This window comes from Streptomyces sp. NBC_01261 (genome assembly GCF_036226385.1).
Classification (GTDB): Bacteria; Actinomycetota; Actinomycetes; order Streptomycetales; family Streptomycetaceae; genus Streptomyces.
In genome coordinates, this window is record NZ_CP108463.1 from 9971766 (window position 1) to 9998098 (window position 26333).

At 68.2% G+C, this 26333-nt stretch carries 23 protein-coding genes and 1 pseudogene; 10 read left to right on the top strand and 14 right to left on the bottom strand.

What is annotated here, in order from left to right; all coding sequences use genetic code 11:
* Positions 1–24 precede the first annotated feature (24 nt).
* The 5 genes from OG226_RS44385 to OG226_RS44405 form a co-directional block, all read right to left on the bottom strand.
* Positions 25–456, bottom strand: coding sequence for a heme-binding protein (locus tag OG226_RS44385; RefSeq protein WP_326725160.1), 432 nt, complete (start codon positions 454–456; stop codon positions 25–27).
* A gap of 33 nt (positions 457–489) precedes the next feature.
* Positions 490–915 carry a GlcG/HbpS family heme-binding protein gene (locus OG226_RS44390; protein ID WP_329352289.1) on the bottom strand — a complete coding sequence of 142 codons (426 nt, stop codon included), beginning with the start codon at positions 913–915 and terminating at the stop codon, positions 490–492.
* An 89-nt stretch (positions 916–1004) separates the two neighbouring features.
* On the bottom strand, positions 1005–1469 hold the full coding sequence (locus OG226_RS44395) for a heme-binding protein (protein WP_329257923.1): 465 nt from the start codon (positions 1467–1469) through the stop codon (positions 1005–1007).
* Between the two features lie 72 nt (positions 1470–1541).
* Complete coding sequence (locus tag OG226_RS44400; RefSeq protein ID WP_329352290.1) at positions 1542–2759, bottom strand: MFS transporter; 1218 nt, start codon at positions 2757–2759, stop codon at positions 1542–1544.
* A 799-nt stretch (positions 2760–3558) separates the two neighbouring features.
* A complete protein-coding gene (locus OG226_RS44405) occupies positions 3559–3933 on the bottom strand; it encodes a nuclear transport factor 2 family protein (protein ID WP_329352291.1) in 375 nt (124 codons plus the stop codon).
* Positions 3934–4790: 857 nt separating this feature from the next.
* Here OG226_RS44405 and OG226_RS44410 point away from each other — a divergent pair.
* Positions 4791–5753, top strand: coding sequence for an aldo/keto reductase (locus tag OG226_RS44410; RefSeq protein ID WP_329352292.1), 963 nt, complete (start codon positions 4791–4793; stop codon positions 5751–5753).
* Between the two features lie 120 nt (positions 5754–5873).
* Here the strand turns inward: OG226_RS44410 and OG226_RS44415 are convergent, their stop codons facing one another.
* Positions 5874–6092 carry a hypothetical protein gene (locus OG226_RS44415; RefSeq protein ID WP_329352293.1) on the bottom strand — a complete coding sequence of 73 codons (219 nt, stop codon included), beginning with the start codon at positions 6090–6092 and terminating at the stop codon, positions 5874–5876.
* Positions 6093–6253: 161 nt separating this feature from the next.
* On the opposite strand from OG226_RS44415, the gene OG226_RS44420 reads away from it, so the two are divergent.
* Positions 6254–7156, top strand: coding sequence for a LysR family transcriptional regulator (locus tag OG226_RS44420; RefSeq protein WP_329352294.1), 903 nt, complete (start codon positions 6254–6256; stop codon positions 7154–7156).
* A 54-nt stretch (positions 7157–7210) separates the two neighbouring features.
* Here the strand turns inward: OG226_RS44420 and OG226_RS44425 are convergent, their stop codons facing one another.
* The 3 genes from OG226_RS44425 to OG226_RS44435 form a co-directional block, all read right to left on the bottom strand.
* The gene (locus tag OG226_RS44425; RefSeq protein WP_329352295.1) at positions 7211–8476 is read right to left on the bottom strand and encodes a hypothetical protein; all 1266 of its coding nucleotides are present in this window, start codon (positions 8474–8476) and stop codon (positions 7211–7213) included.
* A complete protein-coding gene (locus OG226_RS44430; protein WP_329352296.1) occupies positions 8473–9708 on the bottom strand; it encodes a neutral/alkaline non-lysosomal ceramidase N-terminal domain-containing protein in 1236 nt (411 codons plus the stop codon). Before OG226_RS44430 ends, OG226_RS44425 begins: the two co-directional genes overlap by 4 nt.
* Positions 9709–9774: 66 nt before the next feature.
* Complete coding sequence (locus OG226_RS44435; RefSeq protein ID WP_329257941.1) at positions 9775–10170, bottom strand: nuclear transport factor 2 family protein; 396 nt, start codon at positions 10168–10170, stop codon at positions 9775–9777.
* Positions 10171–10779: 609 nt separating this feature from the next.
* Here OG226_RS44435 and OG226_RS44440 point away from each other — a divergent pair.
* The 3 genes from OG226_RS44440 to OG226_RS44450 are packed head-to-tail and all read left to right on the top strand — an operon-like array spanning position 10780 to position 13537.
* Complete coding sequence (locus OG226_RS44440; protein ID WP_329352297.1) at positions 10780–12051, top strand: MFS transporter; 1272 nt, start codon at positions 10780–10782, stop codon at positions 12049–12051.
* A 43-nt stretch (positions 12052–12094) separates the two neighbouring features.
* Positions 12095–12925, top strand: a complete 831-nt coding sequence (locus tag OG226_RS44445) for an aldo/keto reductase (RefSeq protein ID WP_329352298.1) — start codon at positions 12095–12097, stop codon at positions 12923–12925.
* A gap of 51 nt (positions 12926–12976) precedes the next feature.
* Positions 12977–13537, top strand: a complete 561-nt coding sequence (locus OG226_RS44450; RefSeq protein ID WP_329352299.1) for a carboxymuconolactone decarboxylase family protein — start codon at positions 12977–12979, stop codon at positions 13535–13537.
* A 162-nt stretch (positions 13538–13699) separates the two neighbouring features.
* Here OG226_RS44450 and OG226_RS44455 read toward each other — a convergent pair whose 3' ends face one another.
* Positions 13700–14755, bottom strand: a complete 1056-nt coding sequence (locus OG226_RS44455) for a tartrate dehydrogenase (protein WP_329352300.1) — start codon at positions 14753–14755, stop codon at positions 13700–13702.
* Between the two features lie 72 nt (positions 14756–14827).
* On the bottom strand, positions 14828–15712 hold the full coding sequence (locus tag OG226_RS44460; protein ID WP_329353700.1) for a LysR family transcriptional regulator: 885 nt from the start codon (positions 15710–15712) through the stop codon (positions 14828–14830).
* Between the two features lie 690 nt (positions 15713–16402).
* On the opposite strand from OG226_RS44460, the gene OG226_RS44465 reads away from it, so the two are divergent.
* Both OG226_RS44465 and OG226_RS44470 read left to right on the top strand, forming a co-directional pair.
* Positions 16403–16714, top strand: a complete 312-nt coding sequence (locus tag OG226_RS44465) for a hypothetical protein (protein WP_329352301.1) — start codon at positions 16403–16405, stop codon at positions 16712–16714.
* 185 nt (positions 16715–16899) lie between these two features.
* On the top strand, positions 16900–17853 hold the full coding sequence (locus OG226_RS44470) for a sugar ABC transporter substrate-binding protein (protein WP_329352302.1): 954 nt from the start codon (positions 16900–16902) through the stop codon (positions 17851–17853).
* Positions 17854–18172: 319 nt separating this feature from the next.
* Here the strand turns inward: OG226_RS44470 and folE are convergent.
* From folE to OG226_RS44485, 3 genes and pseudogenes are all read right to left on the bottom strand, one after another.
* Positions 18173–18666: pseudogene (folE, locus tag OG226_RS44475) on the bottom strand (GTP cyclohydrolase I).
* 169 nt (positions 18667–18835) lie between these two features.
* A complete protein-coding gene (locus OG226_RS44480; RefSeq protein ID WP_329352303.1) occupies positions 18836–20179 on the bottom strand; it encodes an aminomethyl transferase family protein in 1344 nt (447 codons plus the stop codon).
* Positions 20180–20815: 636 nt separating this feature from the next.
* Entirely contained in the window at positions 20816–21748 is a 933-nt protein-coding gene (locus tag OG226_RS44485; RefSeq protein ID WP_329352304.1) for a LacI family DNA-binding transcriptional regulator, read from the bottom strand.
* Between the two features lie 454 nt (positions 21749–22202).
* Here OG226_RS44485 and OG226_RS44490 point away from each other — a divergent pair, with 454 nt between their 5' ends.
* The 3 genes from OG226_RS44490 to OG226_RS44500 all read left to right on the top strand — a co-directional run bounded on the left by OG226_RS44490 (position 22203) and on the right by OG226_RS44500 (position 26118).
* Positions 22203–23609, top strand: coding sequence for an NAD(P)-binding protein (locus OG226_RS44490; RefSeq protein WP_329352305.1), 1407 nt, complete (start codon positions 22203–22205; stop codon positions 23607–23609).
* Between the two features lie 169 nt (positions 23610–23778).
* Positions 23779–24669, top strand: coding sequence for a dihydropteroate synthase (gene folP / locus OG226_RS44495; protein WP_329353701.1), 891 nt, complete (start codon positions 23779–23781; stop codon positions 24667–24669).
* A 105-nt stretch (positions 24670–24774) separates the two neighbouring features.
* On the top strand, positions 24775–26118 hold the full coding sequence (locus OG226_RS44500; protein ID WP_329352306.1) for an aminomethyl transferase family protein: 1344 nt from the start codon (positions 24775–24777) through the stop codon (positions 26116–26118).
* The last annotated feature ends 215 nt before the right edge of the window (positions 26119–26333 follow it).

Genomic DNA, 26333 nt, shown 5'->3' on the forward strand with positions numbered 1-26333 from the left:
TCTTCCTTTTGCGGGCCTTGTGCGTCACGCCACGGACATCGGGTCATCGGCGTCGACACTCGACAACGCGGCCCGGGCCACCGCCTCGTTGTCATCGGGAGCCGCGCCGCCGACACCGAGACCGCCGACCACGACGCCGTCGAACCGGATGGGCAGGCCGCCGCGCATGTTGGTCTCCTCGTTGCCCGCGGCGAGCGCGAGAACGATGGCGTCGTGGTCGCTCATCCATCCACTCGGCCGGTCGTCCGCGCACGCCGTTTTCGCCGCCCGTCGGCTTGAACCCGCGTTGAGAGGGTTCGCACCGTCCGCGCGGCAGAACGCGACGACCTGCAAGCTCGGATCGACCACCGTCGCCACCAGGCGCAGCCCGCGCCGCGAGCCCTCGGCGATCACGTTCGTGACGATCTGGAGTGCGGCCTGATGGGAAATCAGGACCGGCTGGTAGGTATTGGACACTATGAGCTCCTTCTTCTTTGGTCTTGGCCGAAGTCAGTCGAACGCGGCGAAATCTGTCTCGAAACCGAGTTCGTCGAGCACCGCGTCGCCGATGGCCTGGTCCTCGTCTCCGCGAGCGCCGGACACCCCGAAGGCACCCAGCAGACGACCGTCCCGCTTGATCACGAACCCTCCGGGGCCCGTCATGATCGGATAGGGGCTGAGCGACGACAACCGCGCGAGTGTGTCGGGGGTGAGGTGTGCCCATTGCTCCAGAAGGAGGGTCGGACGCTCCATGATCGCCGCCGTGTACGCCTTCGAGGTGGCGAGTTGCAGGACGAGGTCTCGAACGCCGTCCGCGCGGCGTGCCATGACGACCCGGCCTTCGAGATCGACGACGACGGCCGCGACCGGCTTTCCGATTCGGGCCGACTGCTTCACGCAGGCGCCGATGACCTGCTCGGCGATTGCGATGTTCATTCCTTGCGCACCTCTCATGGGGCGGCTTATTCGTTGGGCGATGCTCCGGGCCGGGTGGCGGGACGTCCCGCCACCCGGCCCGGAGGCGCTCAGTTGCGCTCCGCCGCGAACCGGTCGAGCGCTTCGGCGATGACCTCGTGATCGAGGGCGTCCTCCTCGCCCGAGGCGGAGATGGTCGCCGTCAGCACACCGTCGACGAAGATGGGGATGCTGCCGCCGGCGACGACGTACTCCTCCGGGAGTTCACTGCCGAAGCTCGGATCGGCGTCGCGCTTGAGTCGTGCGAGCAGCGAACTGTGGCCGAACTTGTTGACCGTCAGGATCTTCCGCCGGATGACGTCGGCGTTGAACTGCCCGGTGGTACCGAGTTGTGCCCGGTACGCCAGTTCGTCTCCGATGTGGACGTCGACGCAGAGGTTCACGCCCCATTCGAGGATGATGCCGACGGTGATCTCTCCCAGCCGGGTGGCGTCGTCGCGAACGAACCGGGGGAAGTCGCGATCGGGTTCCTTCTGGATCTCTTCGAGGGTGTAGGTGGGATTGGGACGGGACATACGTGTCTCCTGCGGTAGGGAAGGTGTGCTGTCGGTGTGCATGCCGACGAGCATGGTCAGTGATCGCCGGGTCTACCCTCTGGCCCTCGACAGCAGAAGAGGGGCCCCGGCCGAGCTTGCGACGGGCCTGGCACGCGTGAGCTGCGGGATCCACCGGAGCCCGAGGAGTGCCGTGACCACGCCGCAGGCCGCCATGACCACCATCAGCGCGGTCGGGCCGTTGGCGGCGAGAGCCGGTACGAACACGCCGTATCCGGCGATGGCGAACCGGCCGATGCCGTAGGTCAGGCCCTGCGAGGTGCTGCGGATCTCGGTCGGGAAGATCTCCTGGGTCCAGACGCGGAACAGGCCTTCTCCTGCCCATGCGAAGCCGACCCCGGTCGCGCAGAGCATCACGACGACCGACCAGAGGCTGAATCCGGCTGCGATGGGAACGAGGGATCCCACGACGGTGAACGCGGTGCCGAGGATGAACAGCACCCGCCTCGCGGCGGTGCGATCGACGAGCCGCTGGAATGCGATGCCCGCCGCGATGAGCAGCAGTGTCGTCCCGACGGACACGATCGTCGCGGTGAGCACCGTCGACTTCGAGATCGTCGTGATCAGGTAGGTGCTGTACTGCCCGGTGATGTTGCCGGACACGGAGGAGAAGACGTAGAACACGGTGATCGCGATGAGCGCGCTTCCGTAGGGCTGCCTGAGCAGCAGCCGAAGATCCCGCTTCCTCCGCGCCCGCGCATCGACGGTCACATTGGCCTGCTCCCAGGCCGGCGACTCCTTCATCTCCCGGCGCAGGAACCACACGATCAGCGAGACGACCATGGGGTGGACGAAGAGCAGGCGAGCGCCGAGACCGCCCATGTCCGACACGCCGATACCGATGAACTGGGTGAGGACCACGCCCGAGAAGAGGAACACCTGGCTCATGGCGACGGCCGATCCGCGACGGCCCGCACTTGCCTCCTCGAACACAAGGGCGACAGAGGCGGGTATGTCGGCTCCGAGCGCGAGCCCGGTGATCACGAAGCCGACGACCAGCACCGCCGGGTTCGGCGCGATGATGATGACGAGCATCGCCATTGCGCAGATCAGGAGATCGGCCGAATAGACCGCCCGCCGGCCGAACACGTCCCCGAGCCGGCCTCCGACGATCGCACCGACCGCGAACGCCAACTGGAATCCGGAGACGAGCACGCCGATCATCCAGGGGCTCAGGTGGAAGACCGAGTTGAACAGAACGATCGAGACGCCGACGCTGACCGACGTCGTGCCGTCGAGGTACGACGCCATTGCGCCGAGTATGGTTGCGCGTTTTGAGTAGCGCGCTGACTCTGTATCTGTCACTTGTCCGACGCCTTTGCTGTACCGCGTTGTACGCCTAGATCGGAAAAGGGGTCGCATCATTTTTTGACAAGCACATGCGGCTCCATATGCGCGACGACACAATACTGACAGTGCGCGTCGAGACACTTGGAGCCCGCAATGGGCAGCCCTGCGTGTTCGATCGCATGTGAATGCACGTCGTCGCGTGTGTGATCCCCCGGGTTGGGGTGATAAATCATCGCCCACGCAAGTGAGGAAACATCGGCGGCAATCTACTGGCCGTCGACGTGATGCACTGACCTGTGTGTACCGTCGCGCATGAATGCGCGCCATCGCGTGGGTAACCCGCGGGAATGCATGAGAGCTGTCGCGCTACAAACCATGGCCGCATCAGCAGCATTCCAATGGCTGACCGCGCGACGCCCAGACGCAGCTGTATTTGCCCGCTCCTGACTAAGTGGGGCACAACTGCGCGGCGAAGAGTTCTACGCGGCAGGCAGGCGCGGCCTCTGATTCAGCACAGAGCTGCTGCTCGCAACCATTCTCCGCCTCCTTACGATATGACAGCCAGATTAAGTCAACGTTTACTCGAAGGCAATAGCCTCCTGTGAGCAGTTCGAGCCTGTCGTCGGTGGTACCTGTTTTGCCCGGATGAGTGAACGGGCGCAACACGCTTGCGAGTTGCACCTGCGGATCGAGGCCGGGCACGGTAGGCCGATCGCCACGTGGCAACCGTTATCGTGTGCCGCGCGCCGCGGTGTGCCGGCTACGGCTTCACGGGGGTCGCCTGAAAGGCGATCACCTGGATGCTGTCGTGCCGCTCCGCCCATACCGCGGTACACCGGCTCTCCGACACCACGGGCTCGGCGTCGATCACGATGCGCGCCGAGAGCCGGTACACGACGACAGCCGTGGCTGCTTGCAGTGTGACCGACTGATCGGACACCGACAGGTCCTCATACCGAAAGAGGCCGTCGCCGAGACTCGCCAGATAGGACTCACCTGTGTCGAGCCTGCCCGTCGTGTGAACGTAGGAGCACTGCGGGCTGATGAGCGTACGCAGACAGGTCACGTCGTTGGCCAGCATGGCCTGGATGCGGGTTCTCTCCAGCGTGCGTACCGAGTCGGCTGTGATGGTCATCGGGGCTGTTCCTTTCCCACGCGGGTCGTGGCATGCGGGCGGACGAGATCGCGGCCCCGGGTTCGTCGGCGCTACGAAGCAACATCAGGCCGCGGGCGTGCAGCGTCACAGCTGATGAGAGGAGAGAGGGGAGCCGATCACGGCTCAGAAATCAGGAAGGCAGGCCGTACGCCTGCGGTGGGTGCGTCCGAACGCCAGCGCCAGTTGGAGCCCGCGCACCACGGTGAGGACGGTAATACGCCCGGGACGAAACCGTCCCTTCGCTGCGTACAACCTTAGATTGCGGTCGATCGAAGGCCGAACTCGGTCACCCGCTGGACACGGACGTCGAAGCTGACCAAACTGAGGCCTCACAGACCCGCGGCCCTCGTCGGCCGCCGCAGCGACAGGGAGGCATCGTGGAATCGGAATCGTCGATCTCATCGCGTGTCGGCTCCCGTGCTGCCGTCTGGGCCCACCATTCCGGAGTGGTCAACGTCGGCACCGTGGGCGATGACTCGGCCGGATGGTGCGAGCGTCCCAAGAAGAAATGACTCCGCGTCCCCGCTGCCGCAGGCAGAGCGGGGTTTTCGGAGCATGCCGTCATGGCCTTACGGTCCAGGTAAGGCCAGCGCCAGTCAGCGGGCTCCGTTCCACGTAAGAGGTAGGCGGGACCGCGTTGGCGGTACCGCATGAGGCCGCCTTGTGCCGCCCCCACGGCCGCATTCGAATGGCCACGGCCAGCAGACGGACAATTCCGGATCCGACACCCCACGAGCTCGGCGGCATGTGACCGCCCACTCGTAGGGCACTGGTTCACGCCCGGACAGACGCCGGCCGACCCCCACATGGAGTTCGACATTTCAGGAGTATCGACCATGCGTGAAACTTGCCGTCCCCTGGGCTCGACCGACCTTTCGGTGTTCGCCGTGGCGCTCGGCGGGACGGCCTTTGGCATGAAGGCCGGCACCCGGGAATCACATCGACTGCTCGACACGTACCGGGCCGGTGGCGGCAACTTCCTGGACACCGCGGACTCCTACCGGCCGCCAGTAGAGGAAATCGCCGGATTCGATTCGGAATCCATTATCGGCTCCTGGCTGAAGACCTCTGGGGCCCGCGATGAGATGGTCATCGCCACGAAGGTCGGGAAGCACCCTGCGTATCCCGGCCTGCGCGCGACGAACATCCGCCGCGCGGCTGAGGCTTCTCTGCGGCGGCTGCGCACCGACCGGATCGATCTGTACTTCGCGCACTTCGACGACCAGGGCGTCCCCCTCGAAGAGACCGCCTCGGCGTTCTCCGAACTGGTCGACGCCGGAATGATCCGCCATATCGGCCTGTCCGACTTCTCCGGCAAGAGAGTGTCCGAGTGGATGGACGTGGCAGCCAGGAACGGGCTGCATCCGCCCGTCGCTGTTCAGCCGCACTACAACGTTGTCGAGCGCAGCGGCTTCGAAACCGACCTGATGCCGGTCGCCCTGCACCACGCGCTGGCCACCGTCCCCTACCGGGGGCTCGCCTCGGGATTCCTCACCGGCAAGCACCGGCTGGAGCGCGACGACGTTCGTAGCCGGTTCTCTCCGGCGGCGCAGTACGTCGACGAGCGCGGCGCTCAGGTCCTCGACGCGCTGGACGAGATCGCGCAGGAACGCGGGGCGCAGATCTCGACAGTGGCCCTGGCATGGCTCGCGGCCCGGCCCACTGTGGTCGCGCCGATCTTGAGCACACGTAACGCCGCGCAGCTGCCTGCGCTCCTCGCGGCTGCCGAACTCGCGCTGACCGACGCCGAGAACCGACGCCTCGACGAGGCGTCAGGCCGCCTCGTGCCGCAGGGCTGAATAGGGGGCGATGCTCGTGTTCGGCGGGGCTGAGCCGGCCGTTCGCCGAGTGTCGCCGACACGGGTTGTGGCCAGGGGTATTGCCTGAACGGGTTGGTCGAGTTCGCCTGTGACGCCCGGTCATGTCCAGTAGTTCGTTCTTGCCCCGGAAGGCAGTACAGGCACGACGCCGGCGATCATGTGGCTGAGCGCCCTGCTGTGCACGGCTGGAGCGGCCGTCCTGGCCGGAGCCCGGTCGCTGACCGCCGTCGGCGAGTGGTCGTCATGCCCGTCCTGCCGCACCGGGTCCTTGCGCCTGCGGCCATCGCGGTCCTGCTCATCGCCTCTCGCCCTGCTCATCGGATGGCTGTGTCAGCGCGCCCGCAAGGGGCCCGTACCAGCCGGCCCTTCTTCGCCTTGTCGAAGCGGCTGACGACCTTCCCGGGCGACGGCCATAGCCTGGGGCTTTAGCATTCCTGTTGACCTCGGCAGGAGCGCCGGGGCATTCGCGGAGGGGCGGCATGGATCTCGGCGGTCTCGACATGAACGCGCTGACGCCGCTGCATGCGCTGCTGGAGGTGCGGCATGTGACGCGGGCCGCCGAGCGGTGCCATATGAGCCAGCCCACCATGAGCGCCTACCTGGCCCGGCTGCGCCGCTACTTCGACGACGAACTGCTGGTCAGGGGCGCTGCCGGCTACGAACTGACACCGCTGGGGCACCGGCTGCTCCCGCTGGTGGCCGAGGTACTCACGGCGGCCGAGAGCGTCTTCCGGACCCGTGCCGGCTTCGACCCCTTGACCAGCGAACGTCGCTTTGTGATCTCCTGCTCCGGCTATGCGACCGGTGTGATCGGCCGCCCTCTGAACGCCCGCCTCGGCAGCGGTTCGCCGGCGCTGTCGATCCAGTTCTGCGCGTTGAAGGACGGGTTCGCGGAGCGCGACCTGCTGGAGGCAGATCTGGTGATCGCCCCCCTGAGCTTCAGCGTCCCGGCCGAGAGCGAGAAGCTGTTCAGCGACGACTTCGTCTGCCTGCTGGACTCCGGCAACCCGGTGGCGGCGGAAGCCGAGCTGACGGCCGAGGTGCTCTCCGGACTCCGGCACGCGGGCGTGAGCCGCAGGTCGGGCACGCCGACCGTCGCGCACCGGCTCATCGACGGGCTGGGGGTGCAGGGGCGGCTCGCGGTGCTGACCGACGAGTGGGCGAACCTGCCCTGGCTCGTCCAGGACACGGACCTGGTCGCGCTGCTTCCACGGCGGGTCGCCGAGCGGGCCTCGCGGGCCGGCGGCTTCACCATCCGGGAGGTGCCCGGGTACGACGGGGCGCGCTTCACCGAGTCGATGCTGTGGCACTCCAGCCGCAACGCGGACCCCGGGCTGCGGTGGTTGCGCGGCGAACTGCGTGCCGCGCTGGGCGCGCCCTGACTCACCACCGCGGACCCCATCCTCACGGAGCACCGCGGGCCTCGCGAGAGGCACTCAGAGTTCGTCGCCGCGGAGTTCCTCCAGGATCTCGCCGACCTTCGACGCGACGGCCTCGGCGGATCCGCGTGCATAACGGGAGTTCATTGCCTCATAGGTGCTGCGGTCGTAACTCGCGGCATCCGCCATGTACTTGGCGGCTCCGTTGGCCATCGTCATGACGACGGTGCCCGCGAACGGGGAGTCCTCCTTGATGCCGAGGCCGGTGCTGCTGGACAGTTCGGCCCGCAGGCCGACCAGCACGATGTCCCCGATCCGCACCGCGTCGATCGGCACCTCCGCCTTGCCGTCCGACTGGAAGGGGTAGTTCCGCACCGGGCGCAAGTCCTGCATACGGGCGGGCGCGACCTGCGCGTGGACGGTGGTGCTGGTGTTGACGACCCGCAGACCCCCGCCCGTGCCGGCGCACCGGATCCCCTCGCTCACCCGGACCGCCTCGGCTCCCAGTCGCTCGCCGAGCAGGTCCACCAGCAGGTGACCGGCCTCGTGGACGTCGGCCCTCGTGTACGCCCCGCCCCTGTGGGCGACATACCGGTTCGCGGTGAGGAACGGGGCCTGGTCGCCTGCCGCGCCGATCAGGAAGAGGGCGACGGTTCCGTCCCCGTAGGACTCCTCCACATGGCGGCAGGCCGCGCCCGCCAGATCCGAGGTGACGAGCCTTTCGCCCATCCGCGTGCGCGACTCGTTCATGACGGAGGACTGGACGGCGTAGTTCATCAGGATCGCCAGCGGCTGCCCCCCGTCGTCCTCGATACGGACGACGCCCACGCTCTTGTCGGACACGCCGCTCTCATCGGCGCCGAGCCACCAGCCGTCCGCTGTGAGGACGTCCCGGTTGACGTTGACACCGCAGGTGCCGCGCCCGAACCCCACCCGGGCGGACCGCATGGTCCGCCGGGCCTCCGTCACGGAACGGACCACGGCGTCCCGCACGCCCTCCCGCAGCAGGGCGTCGCTCCGCCCGCCCGCTCCCGCCGCCTGCAGATGCGGGGCGGAGAAGGTGTGGCTCGCGCACACGACGGTGTTGCCACCCGCGAGGCGGCCGGCAGTGGCGGCGGCCTCCCGCAGGTCGCGCACCGCGTCCTCGGGAATCGATGTCAGCTCGACCACGACGAGGGCGATGCGCTGCGACCCGTCGTCGAGGAGGACCGCCCCCGCGTGCAGGCGGTCGTGTTCGCCGGTGAACCCGTCCAGGGGATAGACGTCGGGGGGAAGGTCGATGACCGACTTGCCGGCGCCAGCCGTGAGGTGGGACCCGGTCACCGCAGTGTGCCCTTGATCATGCCGACCAGGCCGTCGACGATGCCTGTCTCGGCGTACCCCTGCACGATGGGGCAGCCGTTGACCTCGAAGGTGTTCCGTGCGTACGACTGGTCGTCGGCGAGGTAGCCGATGCGGTCGTTGGCGATGGAGATCAGCAGGGTGTTCGCGAGGGGGGACTCCCGCTGGAGCCGCCGGTAGATGTCGGTCACCACCTCACCCGAAACGCCGGCCAGGGCGACCTCGTTGATGGTGACCAGCCCCAGCCGCAGGTCAACCGAGTCGACCTTCTCCTGGATCATGTCCTCCATCACGTCCACGCCTTCCTTCATGGGACAGGCGAGCACCCGTTCCGCCGCGCCGATGCGGACCGTGGAGGTCAACTCCCGGATCCCGCCCGCCACCCGTACGGCTTCCGCGCCGACCATCAGCCCCTGGGCGGCCATCGCCTCGTAGGCGAACACCCGCTCGTCGTCGGTGGCGCCCCGCAGCTTGCCGAGGGCGACCTTGGGCGACTGGTCGCCCACCGGCCCGAGGGTCCACAACGCCACGACACCGCCGCCGAGGTGCCGCTCGACATACACGGTGGCCGCCCCCGCGAGGTCGGCGCTGACCTCCTCCGTGCCCAGCACCACGGTGGAGTGCACCGCGTAGTTGAGCAGCACCGCGATCGGGTCGCCGGTGAGGGTCTCGAACCTGAGCACCCAGACGGTCTTGTCCGACGGGCCGTCGGGGTTGACGCCCATGGCCCACTTGCCCGCGATGTACTCGTCGCGGTTGACGTTGACATCGGCGGTCCCCTTGCCGAGGCCGAACCGGGCCGGCTGGGACGACGCCCTGGCTTCTTGCAGCGCGCCGATCATCCTGTCGTACACCCAGGCGGTGTAGGTGTCCGACTCCGGAGGTCCCCCGTGCGCGAGCGCCCCCGGGGACACCAGGCCGATCCGGGGGGCGCTGTGGGTGTGCGTCGCCGTGATGACGATGTGGTCGAAGGGGATGCCGAGTTCCCGCTCGATCCGCTCGCGGACCGGTGTCATGTCGCCGGCCTCGATCAGATCGGCCGACAGCAGAGCCACCTCGTGCGCCCCGTCGTCGAGGACGAGCGCCCGGAGGTGGATCGGGTCGTGCACACCGGTGAACGAACCGCCCAGCGGATTGAGATTGGTCAGGTCCTCGGGCGTGATGTCGACTTTGGCGACACCGACCCGCAGATTCCCTGATGCGGACGAATTCAAAGGTGACTCCTGGTCTTTCCGGGCGAGACTGAAGCCGGCCGGGGCGCCGGCCGGCCGAAACCGCTGCTACGCCTTCTTCTGCTGCAGAGCGGGCTCGCGCATCGAGGTGAACTGGCAGTTGATGATCTTCGACTCTTCGCCGGCCGGTTCCCATACGACGGTGAAACGGTTACGGAGGGCCAAGACCCCTTCCGCCACCTCCACTTTCATGTCCTCGACCCCGCTGATGAAAGCCAGCCCTCCCAGGAAACGGATGTCCTCCTCCGTGCGCTCGATCGACAGATACTTGGTCCGGGCGTTCCCGATGTAATCCAGGATTTCTTCCTTGGTGTTGATGTTGCCGTTTCCGTGTATCCAGACCACTCCGTCGTCGAGGAGCGCCGCCAGGGCTTCGCCATCCGCGCCGAGCATGGCATCCCGACGGGATCGGTCCAGTCGAAGGATGGTGCTCGCGTCCGTCATCTCAAGGCTCCTGTACAAGGGTCGAGCCGGGATTCCCCGGGATTGATGGGGACTCTTCCATTCGCGACGGGGAACCAGCAAGACCAGGGAAATGGCGATCCCCTATGTTCGCTATAGGGGATCCTGATGAGTCGGCGAGGCGGGCCGTCGGCGGGTCCCTGTGGGGGCCTCCCCAATCGCCCGTGATGCCGCTGAGCAGGGACGAATGTCTCTGGGTCGGCGACTTTCGGCGTCGGCTGCAAGCCCTCCGCGGCCACCTCTTGTCGATTTCCGTACGCACATCTTGCGTGACCGGAATCTTGCGTCGGTCGCGTCGGGGGTGGCACGGTCTCCCTACCCGGCCCACCTGGCCGCGGACCGCTTACCCGGGAACCCGCCGACGAGCCCGTGAGCGCCGCGCCACACAACGAGGTTCGCCGGGTGGCCCCGCGCAGACCCTGTGCGAGGAATTCCAGCGAAAGCATTCAGCGGATATTCCGCGAATTACGGCGGTAGGCATACTGCTTACCCTGCCCGAGTGGAAAACTCGTCGAACTCCGAATGTTTTCCCGTGTGGCCCGTCCCCGGTCAGGTTCGAAGACCCCACAACGTAGTGAGGAATCAGCGAGTATGCCCAAGGACCAGAGCTCGCCCCGCCCCTGGTACATAGCCACTCTCGGCGGCATGGCTTCCTATCTCGAAGGCGCGACCATGGTGAGCCTTTCCATGGCCGTCATTCTGTTGCAGAAGCAGCTCGGACTCAGCGCCTGGAGTGTCGGCGCGCTCAGCGCCTCACTCACCCTGAGCTTCTCCACCGGCGCCATTGTCGGCGGCCGTCTCGGTGACCTCTTCGGGCGCCGGGTGATCTACTCCGCGGACCTGGTGATCTACGCCCTCGGCGCGCTGATCGTCATCCTTTCCCCCAACCAGGCCGTCCTGTTCGCCGGCGTCATCGTCACCGGTCTCGCGATGGGTGCCGACATCCCGGCCTCGCTGGCCCTGGTGGCCGAGGAGGCGCCCCCCGGACGACAGGGTGCGGCAGTGGCGTACTCCCAGACGCTGCTGATGACGGGCGTCGGGGTCTCCCTGGTCATCTCCAACTTCGTTGCGGATGCGGGCAGTCTGGGCGCGCGGCTGCTGTTCGGCCACCTTCTGGTGGTCTCGGTCATCGTGTGGGTCTTGCGCCGCGGCGTAGCAGAGTCGTCGGCCTGGCTGAAGAGCCGCGCCGAGAAGAACTCGACCGGGCCGCGGAAGCTGAAGGAGGCCTTCCGCAAGCCGCACGGGACCGCTTTGCTGGCCACCACCCTGTTCTTCGTCATCGGCGGCATCATGCCGAACACGCTGACGCAGTTCGGCCCGTACCTGATCGTCAACCTCGGGCACTCCACCATGCAGGTCTTCAGCACGATCGGAACGGTCACCTTCGTGGTGGGTCTGGTGATCGCGCTCCTGCTGCAGCGCTTCGCGGACACCAAGTCCCGCACCGTGTGCCTCGCCCTCGGTCTGGTCGCCCTGGTGGTCGGCCCCCTGGTGGCCATCCTGGGCAACTTCTCCGTGGCATCCCTGACCGCCCTCTTCATCCTCAACACCATCGCCGGAAGCTGGGCCGGTGACGGCATGTACCGCATCTTCACCCAGGAGATCTTCCCCACCGAGATCCGTAGCACGTCCCAGGGGTTCACCTACGGCATGGCCCGCTACTGCATGGCCGGGTTCGGCCTGCTCACCCCCGCACTCGTGGCCTTCTCACCGACCCTGCTCATGCTGCTCCTCATCGGCCTGGGGCTGGCCGCCGCGGCCATCGGCCTGCTGTGGCTTCCGCGGATCCCGCGCCACGGTCTCAACGAGCAGACCCCGGTGACCCTCCCCGCCGACCGCGCCTCGGTGGCCGCTCGCTCATAGCCTCGTACGTACACCCCCGTACAGCAGAAGGAAATGTGACCCTGTGTCTCCTGTCCCGCTCCGCACCCTCAACGACGGCGGCGTCATCCCCGCCCTCGGCCTCGGCACCGCTCCCCTGGACGACGCACGGACCGAGGAGGCAGTGGCACACGGCCTCCGTGTCGGGTACCGGCTGATCGACACAGGCGCCGTCTACGGCAACGAGGGCGGCGTCGGCCGGGCCGTCGCCGCCGCCGAAGTCCCCCGTGAGGAGATCCGGGTCCTCACCAAACTCCCCGGTCGCCACCACGGCTACGACGCGACCCTGGCCTCCTTCGAGGAATCCCGCGGCAGGCTCGGCCTGGAGTACGTCGACCTCTACCTCATCCACTGGCCGCTGCCGCGCCTGGACAAGTACGTCGACTCCTGGAAGGCGCTGATCAGGCTTCGCGAGGAGGGACTGGTCCGCTCGATCGGAGTGTCCAACTTCACCGCCGAGCACCTGGACCGCCTGGAGAAGGAGACCGGGGTGCTGCCCGCCGTCAACCAAATCGAGATGCACCCCCAGCTCCCGCAGGAGGAACTGCGCGCCGTACACGCCGAGAAGGGCATCACCACCCTCAGCTACAGCCCTCTCGGCCGCGGCACGGGACTGGTCCAGGATTCCGCGATCGCGGCCGTCGCGGCGGCCCACCGGGTCACCCCCGCCCAGGTGATCCTGCGCTGGCACCTTCAGCTCGACACGGTCCCGCTTCCCCGGTCGGGCGATCCGGCGCGGCGGCGCGACAACCTCGACGTGTTCGGCTTCGAACTCTCCGCGGACGAACTCGCCCGCATCGGCGACCGCGCCTGCGTCCGGATCGGCTTCGACCCGGAAAGCCACGAGGAGTTCTAGCCGGCGCTCCGGCCCGGACACGAAAGACCTGACACGAAGGAGAAGACGAACATGCGTCTGTCAGCACCGACCGGGACCGACCCGGAACAGACTGAACTCGGAGAGCGGATCAGAAGCCGTCGCGGGGCCGTCGGCGGCCCCTTCCTGGTGTGGCTGCGCAACCCCGCGCTCGGCGACCACCTGGAAGCACTCGGTACGTACTGTCTCCGCGAGTCCTCACTGCCGCTGCGACTGCGGGAGTTGGCGTTGCTGGTCGCCGCTCGCCACTTCGACGCGCAGCACTCGTGGAACGCGCACCTGGCCAAGGCGGTCGACGCCGGGGTGGACCCGGCCGCGCTGGAACGCCTGGCCCGCGGGGAGGAGCCGCGGTTCAGCAGCCCGGACGAGGAAGTCCTCCACCGCTTCGCGTCCGAGGCGCTTGAGGGGCACTTCGTCGGCGACGAGACCTTCGCCGCCGGACTTGAGCACTTCGGGGAGCCCGGGCTGGTCGACCTGGTCGCCGCTCTGGGGACCTTCTCGATGTTCGCGATGGCCCTGAACGTCTTTCAGGTGGACCTGCAGGCCGACCAGGATCCGCCGTTCCCGGACATCAAGGGATTCCGCCGGATGTAGCGGGGGCGGCAGACGAGTCGAGCAGTACGCCGCGTACAGCCTGGCTCGTCTGCCGGCGGGGCTCTGAACTGGTCTTACGGACTGGTCGGGGCCCTTTGGGAGGGGATCGCTGGGGGCCGGGGTGCGGTCGTCCGTGCCGCCCACGGGCTTACGGAGATTCGGTCAGAGGAGTTCGAGGAGCTTCTCCGTGAACTCGGTGGTCGTGGCGTTGCCGCCGAGGTCGGGGGTGCGGACGTCGGTCTTGGCGAGCACCGAGGCGATGGCGTCGGTGACGTCCTGGGCGGCCTCGGGGTGGCCGAGGTGGTCGAGCATCATGGCGGCCGACCAGATCGCGCCGAGCGGGTTGGCGATGCCGCGCCCGGCGATGTCGGGCGCGGAGCCGTGGACCGGCTCGAACATCGAGGGGAACTCGCGCTCCGGATTGAGGTTGGCGGCCGGTGCGATGCCGATGGAGCCCGCCACGGCGGCGGCCAGGTCGCTGAGGATGTCACCGAAGAGGTTGGAGGCGACGACCACGTCGAAACGGGCCGGGTCGAGGACGAACTTGGCGGCCAGGGCGTCGATGTGCTCCTGGTCCCAGGTCACCTGCGGATAGTCGGCGCCACGCTCGGCGACCAGCTCGTCCCAGAACGGCAGGGTGTGCACGATGCCGTTGGACTTGGTGGCCGAGGTGAGCTGCCCCGTGCGCTGTGCGGCCAGCGCAAAGGCGTAGTCGAGTACGCGCGTCACCGCGGCACGGGTGAACACCGCCTCCTGTACGGCCATCTCCTCCGGGAATCCCCGGTTCAGCCGGCCGCCGATCTCGCTGTACTCACCCTCGACGTTCTCACGTACGACGACGAAGTCCACCTCACCGGCCGCGGCGGCGCGCAGCGGGCTGTCGACGCCCTCGAAGACGCGGATCGGCCGCAGGTTGACGTACTGGCGGAAGCCGCGGCGGATCGGGATCAGCAGCCCCCACAGCGAGACGTGGTCCGGCACGCCCGGGTAGCCGACCCCGCCGAGCAGGATCGCGTCCTTGCCACGCAGCTGGTCGAGCCCGTCGGCAGGCATCATCGCGCCCTCGCGGACGTACCGCTCGCAGGACCAGTCGTAGGAGGTGTACGAGAAGCCGAAGCCGTGGCGGGCGCCGACGGCGTCCAGGACCTGTTGGGCGGGGGGCAGCACCTCGGCTCCGATGCCGTCGCCGGGGATGAGTGCGATGTGGTGGTGGGTCATGTGCCTAGTGCAGCAACTAGGCCATGGGACCGTCCAAGACGCACTGCCGATCTGCCTTATAAGCCTGCCCTATCAGTGCTGGATGGCATCAAATGCACAGGTCAGAAAGGTGCGGACGGCTGGGGCCTGCTCCGCGCGGCGGCTGACCAACGCGATCCGCAGCGTCGTCTTCGGCTCGATGTCCAGCACCAGTGCGCCGGCCTGTTCGGCCGTCGTGCGCCAGGACTCGGTGACCACGGCGAGCCCGACCCCCGCGAGCACCAGCGGAAGAATGGCCACCCGGTGTTCGGTCTCCGCCGCGATGCTGAAGCCGATGCCACGCTCGCGCAGCCCGTCCACGTACGCGCGCATCCCGGTGCCCCGCTGCCCGACGATCAGCCGCTGCCCGGCCAGCTCCTCGTAGGCGACCGGCCGGCCCGCCGGGAACGGCCCGTCCGGAGGGGTGACCAGCACGAAACGCTGCTCCCCGGCGGCATGCGAGATCACCTCCTTGTCGGTGAGTGGCCCCGACGTCGCAAGGAGCCCCAGCTCGGCGGCGCCGGTGCGCACCATGTCGACGACATCGCGGGAGGTGAAGGCGGCCCGGATGTTCACCGACACCCCGGGATACCGGCGCGTGAACGTACTGATCATCGTGGTCAGCGGCTCCACCGCCTGGGACGGCATGGCGGCGACGTCCAGTCGCCCCTCGCGCAGTTCGTGCACGGCCGTGACGCTTGCGCGGGCCGTCTCCAGGCTGCGTACGGCCGCCCGCGCCGGTTCGATCAACGCCGTGCCCGCCTCGGTGAGCACCGCCCGGCGGCCGATCCGATGAAACAGACTGCTGCCCAGGTCTCGCTCCAGCGCCTGAACAGCCTGGGAAAGCGACAGCTGGGAAAGGTACAGCGCCGAGGCCGCCCGGTTGAAACCCCCGTGATCCACGATCGCGAGGAAGTACTCCAGCTGCCGGATGTCCATGACCGCCATCCTCCATGCCATGACGAAATACCTCGCCCCCGCTGTTGGCCCGATGGGTTGTCGCACATCCGCGGCCGAGAGCCGGTTCGCTTGTGGAGGGATGAGCCGGGAACAAAGTTGATCATCGGTTCGTACTGCGCGCTGCCATTGGTTCCAGGCAACGGTGGCGACGTTCTGCGCCCCATGCGCGGTGGGCGATGTCGTCCCTTGCATCGAGCGCAGCATGGCAGCGGGGTTGGAGCAGCGGCGTCCTGCAGCGACAGGGCGAAGAGGCTGTCGCCGGCGGCGATGTGTCCGGTGTGCGAACGGATTCTCTGACCGGGCCGCGGAGCGCTGTTCGGGAGCGCGGCAGGACCCCAACGCTCCCCAAAGCCGCTCGTACTCCCCGGATTCTCCTCAGGGGATGGCCCTGCGTGGGGTGGCGTAGGCGTTGTCGGCGGAGCAACGTCGGCTTCCCTGGCGGGTGGTGCGGTACGGGTGCGCAAGCATGCGCAGAACGCAAGCAAAGATTGCGTTACCGTGCCCTCGCCATCCAGAGATTCACCCTGCTAACTTCCGCCTGAGCCGAATTCGGCTAAGAATTTTGCCCCGATCTCCATCACGTCAATCACGCAGAGAAGGGTTTCTCTGCGTTGTCACTAGAACGTTCCAGTTTCATGGCTGGGCGAACGTCGGACGAAAGCGAGCTTCGTGAGAACGGCCGCGCTTCAGGACGGCATCGCTTTACGCAAGATCAAAGGGGCGGAACTGGGCGCGAGGGTGTCCATCGCCTTCGATGCCGACGGCTCGGGTCACGTAATCAGCGCGACGATGAAGTGCGCGTCGATCGGCCTGGTCGGCACTGGCTTCGTGCACGTGCAGGTGCTGACTGGCGATGCCTACGCCGACCCCGAAGTACCGCCGCCGACGTGGTGTGGGGCGCGAGTGCCTGGGCGCCAGAACCGCGGAGTGTCCGACCTCGGCTTCCGCCGCAGCCGCGCACCGCCCAATTGGCCCCGTTGAGCAATACACGCCCATCCCGCGCCCCGTCAAGTTGACTGTTCACCCTCGCCCGGATCCGCATCACCATCATCTGCCTCGGCGACGACGATCCCGTACCTCGTCCCCCATCGCAGGGTTCCCCTGCAACAGCCCAGCGCTGTCTGCCTCGACACCGACGTCATGCGCAGCAGAAAGGCTCCCTTCTCATGCCCGTATCCAGCAGACGACTGCTCGCAACCGCCGTTGGCCTCGGCCTCCTGGCAACCGGATGCACTCTGGATCCCACCGGCAGCGCCCACACCACCGGCCCTGTCGTCTTAGGGTTCATCAACGGCGGCACCACTTCGTTCCACACCTGCCTACAGACGGCGGTCACGAAGACCACGTCGAACAACCTGGCAAAACTGCGGACCGCCGACTCGAACGGGAGCAAGTCCGCGGAACTGCGCAACGTGCGGGACATGATCGCGCACAGGGTTGACGCCATCATCCTGCTCAGTGTGGACGCCAGCGCCCTGGACGCCGACATCGCTGCGGCGCAGAAAGCGAAGATACCTATAGCTCTGATCGCGGTGACGCCTTCTGACGACAGCAAGATCTTTGGAGCCGTCATCAGCGACCTTCCCGGGATAGGCAAGTTGGACGCCCAATGGGTCGACGACGACGCCGCCGGAAAACCGGTCAAGGCCGGTGTCATCTCCGGTGACGGGAGTACATCGTCCAACTTGATGGTTGACGGATTCACCAAGAACCTGGCAGCCAACGTGCGGGTGGTGGGGGACGAGCGGGGCATGTTCGACCGGGCGACGGCCAAGGCTGCCGCAGCCAAGATGATCCAGGCTCACCCCGACCTCCAGTACGCGTTTGTGGCCAACGAGGACATGGCCTTCGGTGTGCGGCAAGCGTTCGATGCGGCGGGCGCCCACAGCGTGAAGATCGTGACCGTCAACGGCACCGACCAGGGACTCGCCGCGCTCAAGGACGGGAAGTTCGCGGCGACGGTCTCCAACTCGGTCCAGGACTTGGGAGCGCTGGCGGTGACACACACGCTCGCTCTGCTGCGCGGGGAGGAGAAGGACAAGATCGAACACATCGATGCCCGTCTGGTGACCAAGGACAACGCGGACACCGCGCCCCTCTATTGCGATACGGATGGCTGATCGGCCAAGTCAAGGGTGCGGCCGGCAGTTGCGTTGAACGGCGGGCCGCAGGGCGCCCGAAGGCGTCGAGGAAGCCGTCGGCCAAGTGGCGAAGCCTTCCTGGGCTCCCTTGCGGCCGCGCTCACACCGACGGTGACAACGGCCTCGCCGGCTCCCACAACCCGTCCGGGATGAACCGTCCCCACTGTGCGATCCACGTGTCCAGCACAACTTCCATGGACCGTGTAGGACACAGTCCACCAGCAGGTAGCTCAAGGCGAATCCAGGTGCGGCAGGCCGAGTTCGTGGCGGGCCCGCTCACTGGTCACGGGCGCTGTTGTCAGCGAGCCAGGATGAGGCTCATCGCTTCGGCGCGCGTCGCGGACCTGCGCAGTTGGCCTCGTACGGCGGAGGTCGTCGTCCTGGCCCCGGGCTTGCGGATGCCGCGGGCCGACATGCGCATACACCTCCACCAGCCGTGCCAGCTTGGACAGTCCGGTGATCCGGCCGTTCGCGGCGGGGATGTACCCGACGTGGACCGTGCCCCGGAAGGGCAGGAGATGGTGCTCGCACAGGCTGACGATCTCTATGTCCTTGACCAGGATCATCTCGTCGTGGCCGAGTTCGAACAGGGTGGTCAGCACGTCTTCGGGCGCCTGGCGCAGCCCGGCCAGGAGTTCCTGGTACGCCCTCGCCACGCGCGGGGGTGTCGCGCAGGCCTTCTCGGTCGGGGTCTTCACCGACGGCGATCAGCAGCTTGCGCACGGCGTACTCGGCTCGCTTGGTGTCGAACCCGGAGACCGGTTGTCCGGGGAGTGGATCCAGGTGCGTCATGGGTGTCCCGTCTCTGCGCCGGGCGAGTGCTCCTGCAGATGTGGGGAGGGGCGTTGGGGAAGTGCGGGCGGGGCACCAGGCGGGAGCCGCCTGCCTGGTGCCCCGCCCTGCCCTGCGAGCCTTCCGCGGACGGGCTCGGGAGCGGGGGAGATGCCGTAACCGGCCGTTGTCAGCGTTTGTCGCCGGCGAAGGGCCTGCGGGTGACGGTGGCGCGGATGGTGGTCTGGGCGTGGCGTTCGACCGTGGGGTTGGCGGAGCCGCCGTCGGGCTCGCCCCAGACCAGCTCGACCTGCTGTCCGTAGTGCACGTCGTCGTCGATCATGACGACGGAGATCCAGCCGCGGACGTTGGACGTGTAACTGCACAGTGTCGAAAGGCCGACGAGCCGGCCGTTGCTCTCGACGCGGTCGAACTGGGAGGCGGCGTAGAAGGCGGCGGGCATCTCGATGTACTTGAAGCGCCGGTCGCCCTGCTCGTACTGGGAGGCGAAGACACGGGCGACGTCGTCGCGGTGCCAGGCCAGCCATGCCTTGCGGCGGTGCTTCTCGGCCTTCCGGCGCTCCAGGGCCTCGCGGCCGATGAAGTCGTGGTCGAACTTGAGGATGTGTCCGTAGCCGAGGTCCCAGGGCGTGACGTAGTAGTCCTCCACGCGGTCGGAGGCGAAGCTGCCACCGAGGGAGAGGTTGGCCTCGAAGGTCCTGACGCCGAGCCATTCGCGATACGTCTTCATGCTGTCGCCCGAGTACACGGCGGGGACGGTGTTGGCGATCCAGCCGGACTCGGTGGCCACGGAGGCGTAGGCGCGGGCGCCGATCTGACGGACTCCGAAGGGTTCACCGGCTTCCAGGATGGCGTCGCGGACGTCGTCGATGTACTCGTAGGGGCCGAAGAACTCCAGACCGGGGAAGCCCGACATGCGGTGGTTGAGGGCGGTGACCTCGTGCTTGCCGATGTTGAACTTCCCCATGCTGAAGAACGGGATGTCGGGCATGGGCCCGCCGTTGACCTCCTCGAAGATCGCCGAGGCATGCGGGCCCTGGAGCTGGAGTCGGAAGAACTCGCGGCCGTTCGGGTTCTGCGCGGTGCGCTCGTCGCGGCGCAGGGTGACGTCGTAGCCGCCGGTCTCGGCGTGGAACTGGACCCAGTTGAGCGCCGGTGGGCGGCCGACGAGGCGGACGTGGTTGTCGGCGAGGCAGAAGAGGATGCAGTCGCCGATCATGTAGCCGTCGTGGTTGACCGCGACGAACTGCTTGGCCTTCATCGGGCCGAAGCCCTGGAAGGTGTTCGCGCCGACATCGGCCAACAGCCGGTAGCAGTCGGGTCCTTGGACGGTGAGGTCGGTCATGTGGTGGGACAGGTCCATCAGCGCCGCCGAGTTGCGCCAACTCTCCTGCTCGTCACGCCAGTTGGTGAACTCGGCCTTGATCGGGAACGGGTAGGCGCCGGAACGGCCGCTGCGCAGCAGGCCCAACGGGCCTCCGGCCGCCTGGAGTTGGTCTTCGAGGTGTGCCATCGGTTTCTCCATGTCGTCGCGATGCGTAGGTGAGGCGGCGGCAAGGGCGTGGGGCCGGCCGTTGTGGCGGCGGGGCGAAGCCGTTTGCGGCGCCTGGCGTCGTGAGTGACCCGGCTCGGGGGTGTCGCGGCTGGTGGGTGCGGCCCGGACGGGCATGTCGGAGGGGGGAAGGTCCCGGCCTCCGTCGGCGAGGTGAACTGTACGGTACGGTACACATCTGGCGCACTCAAGGGCCGTGCGCGGATTTTCTGGAGCGGATGGTCGACGGACGGACGGAAGCCGTGTGGGAGTCCCGACGGTTGTTCTGGACCCCACGCACACCCGGCGGGCGCTGGTCTTCGCCGAGGTGTTCAGGAGGCCTTCGGCGTCAGTGGAAAACGGTGCCGGCAGTGATCACAGCCGACGTTCTCGGTCGTGAACGCGTGAACGCGTGAACGCGTGAACGCGTGAACGCGTGCGCGCGAAGCCGAGCCCGGCCACGGGCCTTGGGCAGTGCTCGCCCACGCCGGCAAGAGCGGCCCAGGTACTCCGGCCGGTGAACCGTACGGCGCACGGTCATGATGCGGACCCCCGCCCTGCGACGGAGACCGCATTCACCACGACGGGACGGCTGCGCCGAAACCGTGGCCCGCCCCGTCAGGCCGACTCGCGAACGACGACCCGCGCGGGCGGGGGCTCCAGACCACTGGTGTCGAGCCCCAGGGCGAGCCGGGCGCTGAGCCGGCCGTGGGCCTCGCCGTCGACGTTGATCGTGGTCAGGGAGGGGATGACGTGTTCGCCGTAGCCGTTGTCGTCGAAGCCGATCACGGCCGTGTCGCCCGGCACGCGCCGGCCCAGGTCGCGCAGGGCGGTGAGGACGCGCAGGGCCACGTCGTCGTTGAAGCCGGCGATCGCGGTCACCTCGGGGGCTCGGGAGAGGAACGCGTTGACGGCGTCGGCGCTGGCGGGCCGGTCATGGGGGGCGATGAAGGAGACGGGAGTGGGGATGTCAAGGTTCTGCGCGGCGTGCTCGACGAAGCGCAGGCGGGTCGCGGCGAGCGGTGACTCGGTGTCGGGCAGGGCCACGGCGATGCGGGTGTGGCCGCGGTCGACGAGGTGGCGGAGTTGGAGGGCGGTGTGGGCGGCGAGACCGTTGCGCCAGCCGCCTCCCATGTCGTCGAGTGCGTGACCGGTGAGGTACGTCTCGCCGAAGCGGATCACCGCGCGGGGGACGATGACGTCGAGAACCTGCTGGATGGACTGCGCGGTGTGGTGGCCGTGTCGGACCAGAAGGACATGGTCGTGGGCGGCCAACTCCGCGTCGAGTCCGTGGATGTAGCTGCGGGAGTACGCGCCTTCCATGCCCGCGTCGATGTTCAGGACGACGACCCGCGAGGTTCCTTCTCGCAGTGCTCGCGCCACGCCGTGCGGAACGTAGCCGAGCGTTCGGGCCGCCTCCTTCACCCGGTCGCGGGTGGCTGCCGAGATCGTCTGGTGAGGGTCGTCGTTGAGAACGAAACTGACGGTGGCGCGAGAAACACCGCTCGCCGCCGCCACGTCGTTCAGCGTGACTCTTCTGGAAGTCCCCATCACCCCTGCTGACGTTGTCGTGTGCACCTGAGTCCCAGCGACACGGCGTTCACTCATTGTAGGGAGGCCGACGGGAGCCGAAGCACGGGCGGCTGCGGGATGCCGAGTGCGCCGGTTCTGTCGGATCGAATTGCCTTGCTTCGTACGGCACTGAACCGTACGGTACGGCGCGGCGGGGATCAGGAGCCTGAAGCGGGCCCGTATCGGGAGCTCCGCGTCCCTCTGTGCCCTCGCGTCGTCGCGTCGTCGCGCCGAGCCGTCTTGAAGAGACGGGCGAGGGGGAGGGTACGCCGCGGCGCCACCGGTGGGCCGGCCGTGGCTCCCTCATCGATGATCCTCGACGATCACCGCCGGCCGAAGGTCACTTGATGACCGGCTCGGCTCCCCGGACGGGCTCCAGCCGGTCGGCTGCCGACCGGCTCACCGTCATCCCTCAAGGCAGGACGTCGACCCCATGACCTCGAACCCAACGCGTCACACCCATCACGGCCCCGTGCCTTCGTACGTCGTCATCGGTGACACGCACCTGGCCGGCCGGGTGTGCGGTGCCCTGCACGCCTCGTCCGACGCGGTGCGGCACCTTCCGCGTCCACGTGACCCCGAACTGCGCGCGGCGCTGGCCCCGCGGCCGGCGGGCGTGGCCGTACTGCTCCACGACGACGTCGCGGCCCTGCGCTACGCGCTGGCCGTCGCACACGTCGCGCCCGACGTTCCTCTGATCGTCACGATCTTCGATCGCACGATCGCCGACGAGCTCGCGCGCCTCCTGCCGCAGTGCGATGTGACCTCGCCGGCGGACCTCGCGGCGCCGTCACTGGCCGGCCCGTGCCTGGATCCTTCCTTCGTCGCCGCTCGCCGGCGCGGAGGGTGTGTCCAGGTCGTCCGAGAGCGGGACGGCGTCCTGGAAGCAGAGGAATCGGCCCTGCCGGGGCAGTGGCGTCGCCGGTACCGCAGAAGGTGGGTCGGGTTCCAGCTGCGCTCCCACGACCCGGGCACCCGGTTGCTCGTCCTGGGCATGCTCGCGATGCTCGTCGTACTCGCCGCCGACTGGGTGTGGCTCACGGCGTTCGGGCATCGCCCGTCCGAGGCGCTGTTCGAGGCCGCCCGGGTAGTGGCCGGCGTCGGTCCGGCCGCCGCGCCACCGGATGCTCACGCCTACCAGATCTTCGCTGCCCTCGCGATGCTGAGCACTGTCGCCTTCACCGCCTTCTTCACCGCCGGAGTGGTCGAGCGGATGCTCGGTCCGCGCCTGATCGGGCTGATCGGTCCGCGCACCCTGCCCCGCGCGGGGCACGTCATCGTGGTGGGAATGGGCCAGGTCGGCATGCGGCTCTGCGTCGAGCTGCGCGCGCTGGGCATCCCCGTCGTCGGCGTCGAACGCGACCCGCAGGCCGCCACCGCGCGGCTGGCACGCACCCTCGGCATTCCCGTCATGGACGGTCACGGCGGCGACCGCCATGTACTGGAACGGCTGCGCATCGGTCACGCCAGGGCGCTGGCCGCCGTCGGCTCCGACGACCTGGACAACGTGGCCGTGGCCATCGCCGCCCACGGTGTCGCGCCGCATATCCGCGTGGTGATGCGCGCGGGGGAGGACGACGCCATCGCCGAGACGCGCTCGCTGCTGCCCATGGGGGTGGTCTGTGACATCACCGGTCTGGCGGCCGGATATGTGGTCGCCCGGCTGCGCGCCGAGCCGGTCGGCGACGTGGTCGCCCATCGCGACGAGATCCGGTTGCGGGACACGTCCGGTGTCTGGCGCCGCAGCGCTCTGGTCGGTCACGACCGCTGCGCCCACGTCGAGGGGCGGCGTCGGATGACAGACGACGAAATTGAACCGCCAAGGACTAGAACGATTTAGCGATCCGTTGTAACGTGTTCGCTATATCGATTTAGCTTTTCCAGCTCGCAGGGCATACGGCCCGCAGGCGGAGGAGGTCGTTCGACCGATGATCGACATGAGATGCGCGTTTGCGCAACCACCCCCGAGAGGCCCGGCGGGGCTCCCGCAGCCCGACCGATGTCTGGTGATGGGCATCCTGAACGTGACTCCGGACTCGTTCTCCGACGGAGGTCGGTACGCCGAGACCGGACAGGCCGTGGAACGGGGCCTGCGGCTCGCCGAGGAGGGCGCGGACCTGGTCGACGTGGGCGGCGAGTCCACTCGGCCGGGAGCCGAACCCGTCCCGGTGGAGGCGGAGTTGGCCCGCGTGGTGCCCGTGGTGCGGGAACTGGTGCGCGCGGAGGTGGCCGTCAGTGTGGACACCATGCACGCGGCGGTCGCCCGCGCCGCGATCGAGGCCGGCGCGTGCATGGTCAACGACGTCAGCGGCGGACTGGCGGATCCCGCCATGGCCGCCGTCGTCGCGGCGGCCGAGGTGCCGTATGTCGCGATGCACTGGCGTGCGCCCAGCCGTGAGATGGACCGCCACGCGGTCTACGGCGACGTCGTCGGCGACGTCACCTCCGAACTGCTGCGCCGCGTCGAGGCACTCACCGCGGCCGGAATCGATCCGGGGCGCATCATCATTGATCCCGGACTCGGGTTCGCCAAGCGCGCGGCCCACGACTGGGAACTCCTCACGCATCTGCCAACCCTGCGTGCCGCCGGGTTCCCGGTGTTGGTGGGGGCGTCCAGGAAGCGTTTCATCGGTGCCGCGTTGAGCGACCGGGCGGGGATCGACTCCGCGCCCGGCGACCGTGACGCGGCCACCGCGGCGGTGTCCGCGCTGGCCGCCGCGGCCGGCGCGTTCTGCGTGCGCGTGCACGACGTCCGCTCCAGCCTGCACGCGGTGTGTGTGGCCGCCGCCTGGGCGGGCGACCGCCTGCCCTCGGAGTCGGAGATCGTCGTGCGGAGCCAGTGCAGAAAGGTCCTGCACGAGTCTCGCCAAGCTCCAAACCCGTCTGCTAGCTTGCGCTAGATCGTTCTAGCGATCCCCTTTTCCTCCCTGAATATGTCGATTGTGACGAGCCGCGTCACTAGATCGATTTAGTACTTCAGGGAGATGGCTTTGAGAGGAGCCGCAATGGCAATCCCCAGTCTTCAGGACGGCATCGACAAGGCCGGTTCGCCCATCGGTCTGCTGTGGCAGCCGAACGCCGAGCCGTGGACCCCGGAGGTGGTCGAGCGGGAGTACGCCGGCTGGCGTCAGGAGCAGGCGGCCTGGCACGAGGGCGTCGCACTGCTCAACCTCTCGCACCACATGTACGACCTGTGGATCGAGGGCCCCGACGCCACCCGCGTGCTGGCCGAGTACGGCGCCAACAACTTCGAGAAGTTCGCGATCGGCCAGGCCAAGCAGTACGTACCGGTCACCCGGGACGGCAAGATCGTCACCGATGGCATCCTCGCCCGGCGCGCCGAGAACAAGTACCTCCTCAGCGGTGTCCCCGCCGCCCAGCACTGGGTGCAGTACCACGCGGAGAAGGGCGGCTACGACGTCGCCTTCGAGACCGACACGTCCTCCGCCTTCCGTCCCGGCGGCGGTGACCCCAAGCTGTTCCGCTACCAGATCCAGGGTCCGCTGGCACTGGAGCTGATCGAGAAGGTCTTCGGCGGGCCGCTGCCGGAGACCAAGTTCTTCCACTCGACGCCGGTCACCCTGGACGGCCGCTCCTTCGAGGCGCTGCGCCACGGCATGGCCGGGCAGGCGGGCTACGAGTTCATCGGCCCGTGGGAGCACGCGGGGTACGTGCACGAGGCGTTCCTCAAGGCCGGTGAGCCGCTGGGCCTGGTGCAGGTCGGCGCGCTGGCGTACACCACGCCGAGCGTGGAGAGCGGCTGGATCCCCTCGCCGGTCCCGGGTATCTACGCGGACCCCGAACTCGCGGAATACCGCGCCTGGTTGCCCCTGTTCGGCATCGAGGGAAAGCGTCCCCTCAACGGCAGCTATTTCTCGGAGGACATCGCCGACTACTACGTCTCCCCGTACGAGCTGGGCTACGGCAAGCTGATCCACTTCGGGCACGACTTCCACGGCCGCGACGCCCTGCTCAAGGCGAAGGACGAGCCCCGCCGCACCAAGGTCACGCTGGTGTTCGACGCCGACGACGTGCGCCGGGTGGTCGGCGGGGGAGCGGATCCCGGCTTCGTCCTCACCTACGCCCGCCACCGGGTGGAGACCTCGGCCGGACTGGTCGGCGCGACCATGCAGACCGCGTCGATCGACCCGGTCGGCACCGTCCTGGCACAGACGTTGATCGACTCCGCGCACGCCGAGCCCGGCACCGAGGTCACTGTGGTCTGGGGCGAGCACCCGGGCCTGGGTACCGACCCCGAGGCCGACCTCGGGTTCCCGCGCATCCGCGCCACCGTTCAGGTCAGCCCGTTCGACCGGCACGCGCGCACGGAGTACCGGCGTAACGCGTAGCGCATCGCGGGGGCTGGTGCGTCGTCTGCGGGTCCGTCGTGGCTGGTCGCGCAGTTCCCCGCGCCCCTGGGGGCGCGCCGTGCACGGCGCGCGGCGGGCGGCTGGAAGCGGCGTCACGCGTCCGGCCGCCCCCCGCTCCCGCCCTGCCCGTTTCCCCTCTCCAGGCCGAGAGCCTCACCCCGCCACCGGTCGGGCCACGCGCCCCGCGGCCCCCC

Excerpts from the sequence above, each read along its gene's own strand:
- OG226_RS44390 (WP_329352289.1), bottom strand. The coding sequence starts at position 915 with ATGAACATCGCAATCGCCGAGCAGGTCATCGGCGCCTGCGTGAAGCAG.
- OG226_RS44395 (WP_329257923.1), bottom strand. The coding sequence starts at position 1,469 with ATGTCCCGTCCCAATCCCACCTACACCCTCGAAGAGATCCAGAAGGAA.
- OG226_RS44400 (WP_329352290.1), bottom strand. The coding sequence starts at position 2,759 with ATGGCGTCGTACCTCGACGGCACGACGTCGGTCAGCGTCGGCGTCTCG.
- OG226_RS44405 (WP_329352291.1), bottom strand. The coding sequence starts at position 3,933 with ATGACCATCACAGCCGACTCGGTACGCACGCTGGAGAGAACCCGCATC.
- OG226_RS44410 (WP_329352292.1), top strand. The coding sequence starts at position 4,791 with ATGCGTGAAACTTGCCGTCCCCTGGGCTCGACCGACCTTTCGGTGTTC.
- OG226_RS44415 (WP_329352293.1), bottom strand. The coding sequence starts at position 6,092 with ATGAGCAGGGCGAGAGGCGATGAGCAGGACCGCGATGGCCGCAGGCGC.
- OG226_RS44420 (WP_329352294.1), top strand. The coding sequence starts at position 6,254 with ATGGATCTCGGCGGTCTCGACATGAACGCGCTGACGCCGCTGCATGCG.
- OG226_RS44435 (WP_329257941.1), bottom strand. The coding sequence starts at position 10,170 with ATGACGGACGCGAGCACCATCCTTCGACTGGACCGATCCCGTCGGGAT.
- OG226_RS44440 (WP_329352297.1), top strand. The coding sequence starts at position 10,780 with ATGCCCAAGGACCAGAGCTCGCCCCGCCCCTGGTACATAGCCACTCTC.
- OG226_RS44450 (WP_329352299.1), top strand. The coding sequence starts at position 12,977 with ATGCGTCTGTCAGCACCGACCGGGACCGACCCGGAACAGACTGAACTC.
- OG226_RS44455 (WP_329352300.1), bottom strand. The coding sequence starts at position 14,755 with ATGACCCACCACCACATCGCACTCATCCCCGGCGACGGCATCGGAGCC.
- OG226_RS44460 (WP_329353700.1), bottom strand. The coding sequence starts at position 15,712 with ATGGACATCCGGCAGCTGGAGTACTTCCTCGCGATCGTGGATCACGGG.
- OG226_RS44470 (WP_329352302.1), top strand. The coding sequence starts at position 16,900 with ATGCCCGTATCCAGCAGACGACTGCTCGCAACCGCCGTTGGCCTCGGC.
- OG226_RS44480 (WP_329352303.1), bottom strand. The coding sequence starts at position 20,179 with ATGGCACACCTCGAAGACCAACTCCAGGCGGCCGGAGGCCCGTTGGGC.
- OG226_RS44485 (WP_329352304.1), bottom strand. The coding sequence starts at position 21,748 with ATGGGGACTTCCAGAAGAGTCACGCTGAACGACGTGGCGGCGGCGAGC.
- OG226_RS44490 (WP_329352305.1), top strand. The coding sequence starts at position 22,203 with ATGACCTCGAACCCAACGCGTCACACCCATCACGGCCCCGTGCCTTCG.
- folP (WP_329353701.1), top strand. The coding sequence starts at position 23,779 with ATGGGCATCCTGAACGTGACTCCGGACTCGTTCTCCGACGGAGGTCGG.
- OG226_RS44500 (WP_329352306.1), top strand. The coding sequence starts at position 24,775 with ATGGCAATCCCCAGTCTTCAGGACGGCATCGACAAGGCCGGTTCGCCC.